Here is a 13193-nt window from a genome sequence, read left to right as displayed (position 1 = left end):
CGGGGCGCTTCACAGGCCGGCGCCCATCGGGGCGCCGGCCAACCGGACGGCGAGGTCACTGCCGTTGCGTGCGCCAACCACACCGCCTCGGCCCCACCGGCACATCGGCGCCGGTCGTCAGTCTCAGCGGATGCCGAGTGCGACGATCTGGGTGACCTCGTCCTGGGCGAAGTTGTCGTCGCTGACCAGGAGCAGGGTCCGTTCGCCGCCCGGCAGGGTCGGGCCCCAGGTCATGCCCTCGGTGTTGTCGACCGTGGACAGGCCCAAGTCGTGGAAGTCCGCGACCAGTTCCTTGCGCATCGGTACGACGCTCTGCCCGGCCAGGGAGTCCACGTTCTGCACCTCAGTCGCGCCACGGGTGGTGGCGTCGTAGATGCGGATCTTGAAGCCTGCGCCTGCCACCCACGTGCGTTCGAGTACGAGGTAGCGGCTGGGGTCCTCGGGGAAGGCGAGGATCGCGGGCACACCGGTGTCCGGGGGCCACGGGCTGGACGGGTCGGACTCGGTGAAGATCTTCTCCAGGGGATAGGCGAACTGCCCGAGCACGTCGCCCGCCCGGCTCTGCTGGGTGACGCGAATCAGTGCGCCGTGTACCAGGTCGGGCTCCGGGCCGTCCTGGAGCAGCGGACCCTCGACAGCGCTGGTGAGCACGCCGTTCCTGGCTCCGAACGTGATCGCTTCCACCGCCTTGTTCCGCCGTGGGCCCCGATCGCCCATGCTGACCTCGTAGTTGGGCGGCAGGGGCAGTTGACCACGGTGGGCACCGGAGCGAGTGGCGAACTGGATCGACGGCTGGATCACCGGATCGCTCGACGCCTTCGGCCGGTCGCCCTCCTGTGCCCACCAGTACCGGCAGCTCCACGGGTCCACCCGCAGCTCTTCAGGGTCCACGGCCTTGCCGTCGCCGGCGCTCGCGGGTGGGTAGACGGAGCCGTCCGGCTGCAGGAACGGGTGGGTGCCGGTGAAGTCGACGGAGTGCACCCCGGCGCCGTCCACCGCGATCCTGGCGGTGTAGAAGCGGGCGGGCTGCAGGTACGAGCGGTCGTCGCTGATCATGACGTACTCGCCCGTGCACGGATCCCGGTCGATGCCGGACAGTCCGCCAACAGTCGTGTTCTGGAAGGGGAGTTTGTGCGGAACGATCTTCTCGCCCAGCAACCGGGCCTGCGCCCCGATGTGGGACCGTGCGGCGGTGTCGTCCGACTGGGCTGCCACGGCGGGGGCCATCGTCGCAGTCAGCACCAGGGCCGCGGTACAAACGTGGCGGATCAAGGAGGTTTTCATGTATTCGATCTTGGCCCGGGATGCGCACCGAGCGCAGTCACCCATCCGTGTGATCGGGCCCCGGGCTCGCCCGGTCGCCGCCTGCTGGCGCACGGACCTGACGCTGCGGCAGATGCCCTCTGTGCGGGATCTCGAGGTCGGTGGGTGCCTGCTGGGACTTCGGGGATCGCTCCGCCCGTACGCGTGTCTGGGCGGCGGCCGCTCAACGCAGTCGGAGCACGCCCCTCACGCCGGCGTGGTCGGAGGGCCACAGGCCTGACGGGGTGCGGTCGGCCTGTGTGTGGCCCACTCGTTTGGTCGCCAGCGCGGTGATTTTGCCGCGGAAGAGCACGTAGTCGATGCGCTGGCTGAGGTTGGAGGTGACGTTGCGCAGGTCGGGGGCCTGGCAGCAGGTGAAGCCGGGGTTGCGGGGGCGGGTGGCGGTCCAGGCGTCGGTGAAGCCGGCGGCCAGAAGTTTGTTGTGGCTCTGGGTGGCTGTTCCCGGTGTTGCGCCGACTCCGCCGGCGGCCGAGTTCAGGTCGCCGAGAAGCACGGTGGGGAGTTTGGTGTTCAGCGGGCCGGCGAGCAGTTCGTCGGCCTGTGCTTCCTGGACCGTGGGAGCGGCGGGCTCCAGATGGGTGGTGACCACCCGGGTGGTGCGGCCGCGCACGGTGGCGTCGGCAGCGACCCAGCCGCGCTCGATGCGGATGGGGACGTTGTCGGGCGGAACGCAGCCGAACAGCGGGCGGCAGAGAGGCACGTGGGCCTGGTACCGGGCCGCCTGAGGGTTGGCCACGGAGAAGACGTGCGCGGGCAGGTCGGTGCGGGCCAGGAGTACGTCGCGGTCTGTGAGCCGGATGTCCTGCAGACCGCCGCCGCCGGGCAGGGAGCGAGGGGCCTCGAAGTCGCTGCCGACGGTGACGGTGGCCACGGCCGCGTAGTGCTTGCCTCGGGAGGCAAGCTTGTCGAGCAGGATCTGCAGGAAGTCGTACTCGACGTGGGTGGCGCTGCCCGGTCCGGCTGGGGTCTGGCTGCGCCACAGCACGGCTTCCTGGAGGCCCACGAGGTGGGGGTTGCCGTCGGCGATCTCGTCGGCCAGTGCCTCGGCGCGCTCGGGGAAGTTCGTCGCCTGGACGTTCGCGTACACCGTGGTCACTGCGGCGACGAGCGTCTGCGGGCTTGTGGCGGCGAGGACGGGCGCGAGGTCGGCACCCAGGTAGAGGTTGCGGGTGATGACCCGCAGCTGGTCTGTGGGCTGGGCGGCGGCCGAGGCCGCGGAGAGAGACCCGGGTGTGAGCAGCAGGAGCGCGCCCAGGGCGGCTGTGAGCCAACGGCGAATCATGCAGGCGGACCTTTCGTCGAAAAGCGGGCGAGATCCCGCGCCCTCGGCGAATCTAAGGTGGCCCGCGGGATGTGGCGATCCGGCTGTAGGCCGGGCAGCCGATGCCCCGGCGGTCGCCCTGACGATCGAAACCGGGGTGCACCCGCCGAAGATCCTGCTGATCCGCGGCCGGGCCGAACCGGACGTCGTCGAGGGCATCCCGGACAGGCCGGCGTCGTGGCCGGCGACGGTGGCGCACCCGGTAACACGTCACGCCCAGCCCCAGCCCCGGCCGCATCGGTGACATCGGCCCCGCCGCCCTCGTCCTCAACGGATCCCGAAGTGAACGCCGTTGAGAAACCCGCTGGCTGGCTTGATCCCTCACAGACGAGTATGGAACGCATGAGTGATCTACCCGCACGATGGAGCCCCGCGAGCGTCTACCCCGACATGTGGGCTGACCCGGACGACGATCCCCGCCACAAAGACGGGCACAGTCCGGAGGGCGAGCCGGCGACGCTGCAGGACTTCCTGACGGGCTACCGCATGACCCTGCGGATGAAGTGCGAGGGCCTGGATGCGGAGCAACTGGCCCGTCGGTCGGTTCCGCCGTCGACGATGTCGCTGCTCGGCCTGCTCCGGCACCTCGCCGAGGTGGAACGGGACTGGCACAACTGGATCAGCGACGGTGAACCGCTGCCGAAGCTGTACGGCCGGCGTGATGCGGACTTCGAGGAAGCCGTCGGCGAGCAGGCCGCGGTCGACGCCGCGTACTCCGATCTGGAGCGTGAGCAGGCGGCGACCGACGCCGCGCTGGCCGAGCACCAGGATCTGGGCGAGCGCGTGGGGAAGGACAAGATCGCCGTGCGGGAGCTGATGGTGCACAGGATCGAGGAGTACGCCCGTCACTGCGGGCACGCCGACCTGTTGCGCGAGTGCGTCGACGGAAGGGTGGGCCAGTGAGGTGTTCTGGGTGACCGGCTTTCGGAGGTGAGCCGGGCAGCGTGATGACGGGTGTGGGTGTTCGACGCTTCCTCGACGACGTGCCCGTGCGGGTCGCAGCCGACCTGCGTCAGCCGGCCCCTTCGACGTACGACGCCAGGTTGGCCAGCGAGGAGGCGATCCCGGCCTCGTGTACCGCTTGGTCGATGCCGGGTGGCACGTCCGTGGCGATGACGGTCACCTCGGTCCCGTCACCGGCGGCCGCGAGGTGCCAGGTCATCGTCATGGTGCCCGCGTACGACGGGTCGTCGGCCTCGAACACCGCCCGCTGCACCACGCGCTCCGGTGGCACCAGCTCGGCGAACCCGACATCGACGACATCCGTCGCGTCAGAAGTCTTGCCGGGGCTGTCGGTGGGGTCGAGGTAGGTGAGGACCATCCGGAACCCGCCACCGGGCCGGGGATCCCACCGTTCGACCCGTCCGCACATGCCGCCCGGCGGCAACCAGGCCTCGAGGGACTCCCGGTCGAGGAGGGCGCCGTAGACGGCCGCCGGTGGTGCCGCGATCACGCGGCTGGCGCGGTCGGTCCGGTCCATGGCCCGAGTCTAGGGCCTGTTCTGAGTTCAGATCACGTGACGGGACGGCCGCCGCGCGAGCCTTCTTCCTGCGGGTCGGCGCGTGAGGAGTACGCCTCGTCGCCGACGATCGCGCTCGGCCGCGCGAAGCCGGGCCCTGCGGGGGTCGCCTACGCGGTGGCGTTGCTCACGAGTCGCGTCCTTGGCCGAGAAACCTGCTCCTATGGTCAAATCCCACCCCTGTCGCGTAAGGTTCATTTGGCACTAGCACCTATTACCATTCAAGGGGGGCGGGCGGCGATGCCGGACACCGGGATCAGTGAGCTCGTGCGGATGTGGATCAACGGCTGGGTCGTCTCCCGCGGCAGCTCGGACCCGATCGACGAGCCGTGGGGGTGGACGATCGACGTCGGGCAGCCCAAGCATGTGGCTCGGCACGTGCTGCCGGAGCCCGCCGAGGCCGATGTGCGCAAGATCGTCGCCGCGACGAGCGCGCCCGGGACCTGGCTGAAGCTGTTCGCCGAGGACCAAGCGATCCTGCCCTGGGTCGGGCCGGGCTGGCGGTGCGACAGTCCCGGCTTCCTGATGACCCGTCAACTTGCGCCGGAGCGCCCTGAGGTGCCGGCCGGTTACACGCTCACCAGTTGGAGCCGGGGCGGCGTCAGCCGAGTGCTGGTCCGCACCCGCGCCGGGCACTTCGCCGCCGGTGGACAGATCGCCCAGGCAGGCGCCCATGTCGTGGTCGACCAGGTCGAGACCGCCGCGGAGCACCGGCGCAAGGGCCTCGGCGGCCTGGTGATGCGCACGCTGCAGAGCACCGCTTACGAGGCCGGTGCAAGGACTGGCCTCCTGGTCGGCACGCCCGAGGGCCGGGCGCTCTACTCCTCGCTGGGCTGGACCATGCGCTCCCCGATGACGAGCCTCTGGTACGAACCGTCGGATGCCGCCCAGTGAACTGAACAAGACACCCCAGGACCACCCTGCCGGACTCCGCCTGCGCAGCGCCATCCAGTGGCTCCGCAGCCTCCCACCCACCACGTGATCTGGGCATCTCAGCAGCAAAGTCAGTACGTGATCCCGATGCGCAGAAGCTGGCACCGTTCTCGAGATTCACGCCGACCCACTCTCGCCAGCAGCCACAACGCGCCGTTGTGGCTGCTGGCCGATCTGTTGTTTGACCTGCCGATGTGCTGCTCGCTTTGATCTCGCTGGTCAACGTTTGGTTGTCCGGGCGGGCGAGAGAGTGAGGGATGCGCTGATCATGGTGGCCAGGCGGTCGTTGGGGCGGCAGTTCAGGTGGCTCTGGGCGGCGTACGCGGTCAGCACGCTCGGCACGTGGCTCGCGTTCGACGCATTCCCCTTGATCGCGATACTCGTTCTGCACGCCGGGACGGCCGAGGTGTCGGTGCTGGCGGCCGCGGGGCTGGCGGTCGGCGCGGCGGTAGCGGTGCCGATCGGCCCGTGGGTGGAGTTCCGCCGCAAGCGGCCGGTGATGGTCGCGATGGACCTGGTCCGGTTCGCGGCGTTGATGAGCGTCCCTGCGGCGTTCGCGCTCGGCGGGCTCGGCTTCGCCCAGCTCCTGCTGGTGTCGGTCGTCGTCGGGGCAGCCGACATCGCCTTCACGGCGGCCGGCGGCGCATGTCTGAAGGCGCTTGTGAGGCCGGAGGACCTGCTCGTCGCGAACAGCCGGTTCGAGTCCACGACCTGGACCGCCACCGTCCTCGGCCCCCCGCTCGGCGGGGCCGCGATCGGGCTGTTCGGCCCGGTGATGACCGTGGTGGCCAACGCGGTGAGTTACCTGCTCTCGGCGGTGGGGATCCGCGCGATCGGCGGGCGGGAGCCGCGCGTCACCAGCACCGAAGCACCGCCGCGGCTGCGAGCCGGCGACCTGCTCGACGGCTGGCGGTTCATCCTGGCCGACTCCGCGCTGCGGCCGCTGTTCGTCAACACGATCCTGGTCAACGGCCTGATCATGGCGACCTCCCCGCTGCTCGCCGTCCTCATGCTCGGCCCCCTCGGGTTCGCACCTTGGCAGTACGGCCTCGCATTCGCCGCGCCCTGCGTCGGCGGCCTGATCGGCGCACGCCTGGCCTCCCGGCTCGTCGCCCGGTCCGGGCAGCACAGGGTCATGCTCACCGCAGGGGCGCTGAGGGCATGCTGGCTGCTCGGCCTGGCCTTCATCGGCCCCGGCACTGCCGGGCTCGTACTCGTCATGACCGTCGAGCTCGGGCTGATCACCTGCATGGGAGTGTTCAACCCGGTGTTCGCCACCTACCGGCTCGAGCGGACCCCGGCAGACCGAGTCGCCCGCACCCTGTCCGCGTGGTCGGTCACCAGCAAGGCCACCATCGCGGCGCTGACCGCTCTGTGGGGCCTGCTCGCCGGCATCACCAGCCCCCGCACCGCCATCGCGATCGCCGGTCTCCTCATCATGCTGACCCCGCTGCTGCTACCCCGACGCGACCAAACGCCCCAGTACGAGCGGGAACTGCCCCGGAGCCGCACATGACACACCGCACTCGCCACCAGGGCCCGAGCCGGAACCTCCCACGCGGAGTGCGGGAGGCGATCCCGTCGCACGGGAACCCGGGCCCCCCACCCCCGTGGGGGGGCTCCGGCCGGGACCTCCCGTACTCCGCCCCGGAGATGACCCCGATTCACGGGGTCACGCACCGTGCGAGAACGATCGCCACGCTAAGGCCGAGGAGATCACTTGGCCCAGGGCAGCACACGTCAGCAAGGGGACCGTGCGCGCCACAGGGGGACTCTCCACGCCAATGTGGGGACGCCGGCCCCGAGCTCCGGCGATGATCTGGCAATTCGTGCTGGTCTATGCTCAACCCCTGTGGTTTCGCATGCACATCAGGGGACGACCTCCTCCGCCCTCACCCGGCTGAGCGTCAATGCCGCACGCCTGCTCGGCATACCCCCGCACGGATACGCGCACCTGCTGGGCCTGGCCCCTGAGCACCTCAACGACGACCTGTGCCGGACCCCCGCGGCCACGGGCATCCGCATCGCCGAACTGACCACCGTCCACACCCCCTGGAGCGAGCTGTCCGTGCTGCTGGCACAGCAGTCGAGCATCGGCACCCTCGGGGTCTGGGACTACCTGATCACCTCCGCGCCCACCCCGCTCGAAGGGATCCGGGACGCCTCGGCCTACTTCGCCACCGTCGCCGACATCGGCACGGACACCCTCCAAGTCACCGAGGACGGCGAACACATCACCATCAGCCACGTCAATCAGGCCGATCTGACCTACGAGGCGGCCTGCGCCATCCGCGCCTACGCACTCGGCCTCTACCAGCGGCGTCTCGGCGAAGCCGCACAACGGCGCCTCGTCCCCGTTCACGTTGCACTGGCCGCCGAAGCACCCCGCCGGCACGACGCCCTGACCGAGCTCTACGGCACCCGCAGCATCGACTTCGAAGCTCCGGACAGCTCGATCACGTTCCTTGCCGGCGACCTGAAGACCCCGAACCCACATGCCCAGCCCGGCCTGTCGACCGTGCTTCGAAGACACGCCGAGCAGACCCTGGCCACCGCGATCCCGCTGCGCAACTGGCTGGACCTCTTCCGCGCGGCTCTGGCCTCCGCTGACTACGAGACCACGCCGACGCTGTCCGCAGTGGCGCGGCGCACGGCCGTCAGTACGCGGACACTCCAGCGCCGACTCGACGAACACGGCACCACATGGAGCGACGAGGTCGAAACCGTACGTCGAGCCCACATCACGCGGCTGCTCCACACCACCGACCTCAGCATCGACGCCATAGCCGCTCGAAGCGGTTACGCCGATGCCCGCGCCCTGCGCCGGGCGGTCCAGCGCTGGTACGGCACCACACCCGCCACCCTGCGCCGTACCGGCCACCTGGACAGCGCCGCGACAGGGCTCTCGGATCTCGGGTAGCGCCGCTCCCCGCCCCCCGGCCTGCCACGCCGGCTGTTCCGTCAGTACACCAGCTTGTAGGTCACGTCCTTGGGGACCGGGGCCGGTGCGGTGTCGGTGTAGATGAGCCGGATGGTCGTGAAGCGCTGGACGTCGGGGTGCTCGGGCCAGGCTTCCGGATTGCTCAGGGTCACGGTCACCGGGTAGGCGCGGAAGCGGCCGGCCGCGCAGTAGGGGCGGCAGTCGTTCACCATGTCCGTGCCGGTGGCCGTCGCGGTCCTCGGCCCCCAGGAGTCCCAGCGGAGTCCGACGAGGCGGTTGTTCCCGTCCCCGCAGGCCAGGAGGTATTCCTCGGGGCGCATCTGGGCCTGGGAGAAACAGTCGACGACCACGACCGGATCCCCTGGGCCCAGAGTCCGGGCCGATGCAGTTCCACCGGTGTGCGCGGAGGCCGGGATCATCGCGGCCGTCAGGGCCGCCGCCGTGCACAGCAGGGTGGTCATCCGCATCCTGTACCGGGATGCGCGTGCGGGGCGGCCTGTTGCTGAAACGTTCACGAAAGACCATCCTCACCACTCGGCCCGCCGCCGACGACGCGGCCACACCCAGCATCCCCCATTCGCGTGGACCACGCACCCGCTGGGAGTTGAGCCGGACCGCAGCCTTGCGGCCCGGCCCCCGCCATCGTCGGCGACGGGTCAGGCACGTGCGCCGTCGAGGATCAGGTCGACCAGGCGGGGGACCAGGGTGTCGTCCAGCGGTTCGCCGGTGAGCAGTACGCGGGCGAGGAGGGGACCCGTGATGGCCTCGACCAGCAGGTGGGGGTCGGTTCCGGCGGGCAGTTCGCCCCGTTCGATGCCGCGCCGGACGAGGGCTTCGCCGCGCTCCAGGCGGGCGTTCCAGTAGGAGCGCCGCCCCTCCTCCAGGTCGTTCTCGACTGGGTGCCCACGCCGTCCAGCTGCTGCGCGCTGTCGGGGCCTATCCGATCATCGCCGTCGACCCGGCACCGGCCGCCCGCCGGGGTGCCCTGGACTTCGGTGCCGACCTGGCCCTGGACCCGGCCGACCCCCGGCTGCGCGAGCAGGTCCTGGCCGCCACCGGCGACCGGGCGCTGGAGGTCGCCTTCGACTTCGCCGGCGTCGCCGCCGTCCGTGAGCAGGCCCTGAGCGTCCTCGCGTCCTGGTCGGACTGACCGACAAGCCGCTCACGGTCGCCAACGGCACGCTCTTCAGCTATCTGCAGCACCAGATCCTCGGCCACTACGGCTCCGAGGGGAACGCCGTCCCGCAGCTGATAGCCCTGGCCGAAGGCGGCCGGCTGGACTTCTCCCGATCCATCACCGACGTGCTGCCGCTCGAGGAAGCCGCCAAGGCCGTCCAGCGCCTGCACACCAAGGAAGGCGACCCGATCCGGCTGATCCTGCGCCCCTGACACGGCGGCATCCGCGCCGTGTGCGCACGATGCGAAACAAAGACCCGGACTGCCACGTTCCCCGTGCCCCTCGGCGCACCCCACGAAGGAAAGGTGCCTCCCATGCCCGTCGACCCGTCCATCGCGGCCGTACTCGACCAAGTCAACGCCCACCCCGTCCCCCGGGTCATCGACACCGACCCCGAGGTGCTGCGCGAGGTGAACCGCCGGATGGGCGCCGGCGTCGCACCGCGGGAGCCGATCGAGGTCGGCTCGGTGGAGGACACTGCCGTCCCCAGCCCTGCCGGGCAGATCCCCGTGCGCGTCTACCGGCCCGAAGGCGGCGGACCCGTTCCCACGGTGGTCTTCTTCCACGGCGGTGGCTGGCTCACCGGCGACCTCGACACCCACGACGACGTCACCCGGCGGATGTGCCGCGACGTGCACACCGTGGTCGTGGCCGTCGACTACCGCCTGGCCCCCGAGCACCCCTTTCCCGCCGCCTACGACGACTGCCTCGCCGCCGCCCGCCACGTGGCCGACCACATCGACGAGTACGGCGGCCGCCGTGACCGCCTCGTCGTGGCCGGCGACAGCGCCGGAGGCAACCTGGCCGCCGCAGTCGCCCTCACCTTCCGCGACGAAGACCGCCCGCTCGCGGCCCAACTCCTGGTCTACCCCGCGACCGACTACCCCTCACGCGCCGAGAACGCCACCGGCTACGTCCTCGGCACCCAGGACGTACTGGACCTCCAGCACCTCTACGCAGGCGACGACCCCGCTGTCCGGGACTCCTTCCAGGTCTCCCCACTGCGCGCCGAGGGCAACGCTTACGCCGAAGAGCTGGAGAACGCCGGCGTGGACGTCTTCGCCCGCACCTACGACGGGCTGATCCACACCTTCCTCAACCTCTTCCCCGTCTCCCCGGCCGCCGACGCCGCGGTCACCGAGCTGTACGCCCAGCTCAAGAAGCGGCTCGACTGACCCCGCCGTGCCGCGAGTACCGGCGCCGCCGCGGCATCCGGCATCCGGCACACGGCCCCGGCGCGTCAGGCGTCCAGGGGCCGCCAGGCCGGGCCGTCTCCATCCTGCTGTACGTGCCCGAACACCACGTCGGCGAAGTGGACGCCGAAGCCGATCGTGCCGGGCTCCGCCAACTCGGCGACGAGCCGGCGGCGGTGGACGGCGGTTCGGGCGAGGTCGTGGTCGAAGGCCGAGGACCAGTCGGGGTGGTCGGCCTGGATCGGCGAGTGCATGGCGTCACCGAAGGCGATCAGGCGCCGCCCGCCCCCGGTGATGACGTACTCGGCGTGCCCGACGGTGTGGCCGGGGGTGATCCGCACGCGCACGCCGGGGAAGACCTCCTGCCCGTCGGTGACCGTACGTACGCGCGGTGCGAGGGCCGCGACCTGCTCGGTCATGCCCTGCGCCTCCAGGAGGTCGCGCCGGTCCCACTCCGGCTCGGAGACCAGGTAGTCGGCGTGGGCGAACACGGGCCGCTCGCCGCCGGGGGCGGGGTGGCAGGCCCAGCCGAGGTGGTCGGAGTGGAGGTGGGTGAACGCCACCGCTTCGATGTCCTCGGGGCGGCGGCCGAGTTCGGCCAGGCTGTGCGGGAGCGCACCTCCCTGGATCGCGCCGAGGGGCCCGTCCGGAGCCTCGAGCGCCTGCGGGCCGAAGCCCGCGTCGATCAGCAGCGCGCGGTCGCCGTGCTCCACCAGCAGACCGCCGACGCTCCCCACGAGGTGGCCCGTGGCGTCCAGATACTCCGGGTGTGCGGCCCACACCTCGTCGGTGGTGTCCTGGAGCAGGTGCAGCGGCCGGAGGCGCACATCGCCGTCCGGCACGTACGACACCTTCGTGTCGCCCAGCCGTATCGAGCGGATTCCCGCCGGCCGCCGCAGTCGTCCGTCCTGAGCCACCGTCAAGTCAGCCATGGGTTCTCTCCTGTGAGTCGTCGTCAGGTCGTCGCCGTGTTCACCGCTGCGACGAGGCCAACCATAAGCATCAAGTTTGAATCATTCAAGCTGTAAATATTCTCTCTTGATGGACTTGCTAGAGTGGTGGCATGACGACGCCCCCCGAGCAGCAGGCCATCGCCGAGCGACAGCTGTGCGGTCTGGTGAACGGACTGGCCCAGCGGATCGCCGAGCATGTACGGGAGCGGGCCGCCACCCTGGGCCTCACCGCGCCCCAGGCAACCGCGCTGCGGGAGATGAGCGGGCCGATGACCATGCGGGAGCTCGCCGAACGCATGAGCTGCGAGCCCTCCAACACCACCTTCGTCGTCGACAAGCTGGAGAAGCAGAGCCTGGTCGAGCGCCACCCGCACCCCACGGACCGCCGCGCCAAACACCTCGTCCTCACTGCCGAGGGCGCCGCGCTGCGGACACGTCTCCTCGCACTCCTCGCCGTGGACTCCCCGCTGTCCGGCCTCACTTCGCAGGAGCAGCGCGCGCTGCACGGCCTGCTGGAGCAGGCCGTCACCACTCCGTGAGCCGGCGTCGGCGCAGCACCCTCGCTCTACAGCTGTAGAGTGAGGACTCTGCAGCTGTAGAGGATGCCCAAACCGAACGGAGAGGTGTTCCATGCCGAAACGTCACGCGGTGGTGGTCGGGGCCGGAATCGGCGGCCTCACGGCCGCCATCGCACTGCACCGCCGAGGCTGGCACGTCACCGTTTGCGAACGCGCCCCCGAACCCCCCACCACGGGCGCCGGGATCGGCCTCGCCCCCAACGCCCTGCGCGCACTCGACACCATCGGCGTCGACGCCGCCCGCGCCGTCGGCAGCGCCGTACCCACGACGATGGGCGTGCGCCGCTCCGACGGCCAGTGGCTCACCCGGAGCACCACCGCCGACATGGCGGCTCGCTACGGCATGCCTCCGATCGCCGTTCCGCGGCCGGCCCTCACCGCCGCCCTGGCCGCCGCACTGCCGTCGGAGGCCCTTCGCTACGGCACCGCCGTGACCGCCGTCGACGACGCAGCGGGCCGCCCGACCGTCCGTACGGCAGCCGGCCCGGCCCTTCCCGCCGATCTGGTCGTCGCCGCCGACGGCATCCACAGCCCGCTGCGCCGGGCGTACTTCCCCGCCCACCCCGGCCTGCACTACGTCGGTGAGACCGCCTGGCGGACCGTCGTGGACGCCCCGGACCTCCGGATACCGGCCATGAGCGAGACCTGGGGGCGGGGCGAGCGGTTCGGCGTGACCCCGCTCTCCGACGGCCGGTATTACCTGTACGCCACTGCGGTCGTCCCGGCAGGCACCCGGTCAGCCGACCCCCGCGCCGAACTCCGCCACCGCTTCGGCTCGTGGCACGACCCCATTCCGGCCCTGCTGGACCGCGTCGGCCGCCTCGACCCCGCCGACGTCCTCCAAAACGACCTCTACGACCTGGCCGCCCCGCTCCCACGCCTGCACCACGGCCGGATCGCCTGGCTGGGCGACGCCGCCCACGCCATGGCACCCAACCTCGGCCAGGGCGGCTGCCAGGCCATCGAGGACGCGGCGGTCCTCGCCCACCTGCTTCCCGCCGGGGAGAGGGGAGAGGGCGGAGACAGCACGGACAGCACGGACTCCGTCCCGGCCGCCCTCGCCGCGTACACCGCCGCCCGCCGCGACCGCACCGACGCCGTACGCGTCCGCGCCCGCCGGGTCGGCCGCCTGGGCGCCCTCCGCAACCCGCTCGCGGTGGCGGCCCGTGACCTCGCGGTCCGTGTCACCCCCGCCCGCCTGGCCTTGCGCGGCATGGACGACCTCTTCAACGGCTTCCGCCTCCCCGGGTAGCAG

Annotated in this window: 13 protein-coding genes and 1 pseudogene; 8 read left to right on the top strand and 6 right to left on the bottom strand. The window is 71.1% G+C overall.

From position 1 onward, the window contains the following. Positions 1-123: 123 nt before the first annotated feature. Both OHA89_RS02990 and OHA89_RS02985 read right to left on the bottom strand, forming a co-directional pair. Entirely contained in the window at positions 124-1284 is a 1161-nt protein-coding gene (locus OHA89_RS02990; protein WP_266617059.1) for an esterase-like activity of phytase family protein, read from the bottom strand. A 202-nt stretch (positions 1285-1486) separates the two neighbouring features. Beyond that, positions 1487-2605, bottom strand: a complete 1119-nt coding sequence (locus tag OHA89_RS02985) for an endonuclease/exonuclease/phosphatase family protein (RefSeq protein ID WP_266617057.1) — start codon at positions 2603-2605, stop codon at positions 1487-1489. A gap of 372 nt (positions 2606-2977) precedes the next feature. Here OHA89_RS02985 and OHA89_RS02980 point away from each other — a divergent pair, with 372 nt between their 5' ends. Further along, positions 2978-3547 carry a DinB family protein gene (locus OHA89_RS02980; protein WP_266617081.1) on the top strand — a complete coding sequence of 190 codons (570 nt, stop codon included), beginning with the start codon at positions 2978-2980 and terminating at the stop codon, positions 3545-3547. A gap of 109 nt (positions 3548-3656) precedes the next feature. On the opposite strand, the gene OHA89_RS02975 is transcribed toward OHA89_RS02980, so the two are convergent. Next, on the bottom strand, positions 3657-4124 hold the full coding sequence (locus OHA89_RS02975) for an SRPBCC family protein (protein WP_266617055.1): 468 nt from the start codon (positions 4122-4124) through the stop codon (positions 3657-3659). Positions 4125-4403: 279 nt separating this feature from the next. Here OHA89_RS02975 and OHA89_RS02970 point away from each other — a divergent pair, with 279 nt between their 5' ends. The 3 genes from OHA89_RS02970 (at position 4404) to OHA89_RS02960 (ending at position 8016) form a co-directional block, all read left to right on the top strand. Further along, entirely contained in the window at positions 4404-5057 is a 654-nt protein-coding gene (locus OHA89_RS02970) for a GNAT family N-acetyltransferase (protein WP_266617053.1), read from the top strand. Positions 5058-5364: 307 nt separating this feature from the next. After that, complete coding sequence (locus OHA89_RS02965) at positions 5365-6612, top strand: MFS transporter (protein ID WP_266617052.1); 1248 nt, start codon at positions 5365-5367, stop codon at positions 6610-6612. A gap of 336 nt (positions 6613-6948) precedes the next feature. Next, a complete protein-coding gene (locus OHA89_RS02960) occupies positions 6949-8016 on the top strand; it encodes a helix-turn-helix domain-containing protein (RefSeq protein ID WP_406365112.1) in 1068 nt (355 codons plus the stop codon). Positions 8017-8057: 41 nt separating this feature from the next. Here the strand turns inward: OHA89_RS02960 and OHA89_RS02955 are convergent, their stop codons facing one another. Further along, the gene (locus OHA89_RS02955) at positions 8058-8498 is read right to left on the bottom strand and encodes a hypothetical protein (RefSeq protein ID WP_406365110.1); all 441 of its coding nucleotides are present in this window, start codon (positions 8496-8498) and stop codon (positions 8058-8060) included. Positions 8499-8693: 195 nt separating this feature from the next. Continuing rightward, the gene (locus OHA89_RS02950; RefSeq protein WP_406368362.1) at positions 8694-8885 is read right to left on the bottom strand and encodes a TetR-like C-terminal domain-containing protein; all 192 of its coding nucleotides are present in this window, start codon (positions 8883-8885) and stop codon (positions 8694-8696) included. Between the two features lie 35 nt (positions 8886-8920). On the opposite strand from OHA89_RS02950, the pseudogene OHA89_RS02945 reads away from it, so the two are divergent. Further along, positions 8921-9426, top strand: a pseudogene (locus OHA89_RS02945) (zinc-binding dehydrogenase); the annotation flags it as partial. Between the two features lie 102 nt (positions 9427-9528). Beyond that, a complete protein-coding gene (locus OHA89_RS02940) occupies positions 9529-10389 on the top strand; it encodes an alpha/beta hydrolase (protein ID WP_406365109.1) in 861 nt (286 codons plus the stop codon). Positions 10390-10454: 65 nt separating this feature from the next. On the opposite strand, the gene OHA89_RS02935 is transcribed toward OHA89_RS02940, so the two are convergent. Continuing rightward, positions 10455-11339 (bottom strand): MBL fold metallo-hydrolase, encoded by an 885-nt coding sequence (locus tag OHA89_RS02935; protein ID WP_406365108.1) that lies wholly within the window; start codon positions 11337-11339, stop codon positions 10455-10457. A gap of 131 nt (positions 11340-11470) precedes the next feature. Between OHA89_RS02935 and OHA89_RS02930 the strand changes: the two genes are divergently transcribed. Then, positions 11471-11899, top strand: coding sequence for a MarR family winged helix-turn-helix transcriptional regulator (locus OHA89_RS02930; RefSeq protein WP_266617048.1), 429 nt, complete (start codon positions 11471-11473; stop codon positions 11897-11899). Positions 11900-11990: 91 nt separating this feature from the next. After that, positions 11991-13190 (top strand): FAD-dependent oxidoreductase, encoded by a 1200-nt coding sequence (locus OHA89_RS02925; protein WP_406365107.1) that lies wholly within the window; start codon positions 11991-11993, stop codon positions 13188-13190. The last annotated feature ends 3 nt before the right edge of the window (positions 13191-13193 follow it).

It is taken from the genome of Streptomyces sp. NBC_01546, assembly GCF_045208355.1.
Lineage (GTDB): Bacteria > Actinomycetota > Actinomycetes > Streptomycetales > Streptomycetaceae > Streptomyces.
Note: the sequence above shows the minus strand (reverse complement) of the source record. Positions and strands in the feature narration are given on the sequence as shown.

Coding starts and splice junctions, on each gene's coding strand:
- OHA89_RS02990 (WP_266617059.1), bottom strand. CDS start 1,284: ATGAAAACCTCCTTGATCCGCCACGTTTGTACCGCGGCCCTGGTGCTG.
- OHA89_RS02985 (WP_266617057.1), bottom strand. CDS start 2,605: ATGATTCGCCGTTGGCTCACAGCCGCCCTGGGCGCGCTCCTGCTGCTC.
- OHA89_RS02980 (WP_266617081.1), top strand. CDS start 2,978: ATGGAACGCATGAGTGATCTACCCGCACGATGGAGCCCCGCGAGCGTC.
- OHA89_RS02975 (WP_266617055.1), bottom strand. CDS start 4,124: ATGGACCGGACCGACCGCGCCAGCCGCGTGATCGCGGCACCACCGGCG.
- OHA89_RS02970 (WP_266617053.1), top strand. CDS start 4,404: ATGCCGGACACCGGGATCAGTGAGCTCGTGCGGATGTGGATCAACGGC.
- OHA89_RS02965 (WP_266617052.1), top strand. CDS start 5,365: ATGGTGGCCAGGCGGTCGTTGGGGCGGCAGTTCAGGTGGCTCTGGGCG.
- OHA89_RS02955 (WP_406365110.1), bottom strand. CDS start 8,498: ATGACCACCCTGCTGTGCACGGCGGCGGCCCTGACGGCCGCGATGATC.
- OHA89_RS02940 (WP_406365109.1), top strand. CDS start 9,529: ATGCCCGTCGACCCGTCCATCGCGGCCGTACTCGACCAAGTCAACGCC.
- OHA89_RS02935 (WP_406365108.1), bottom strand. CDS start 11,339: ATGGCTGACTTGACGGTGGCTCAGGACGGACGACTGCGGCGGCCGGCG.
- OHA89_RS02930 (WP_266617048.1), top strand. CDS start 11,471: ATGACGACGCCCCCCGAGCAGCAGGCCATCGCCGAGCGACAGCTGTGC.
- OHA89_RS02925 (WP_406365107.1), top strand. CDS start 11,991: ATGCCGAAACGTCACGCGGTGGTGGTCGGGGCCGGAATCGGCGGCCTC.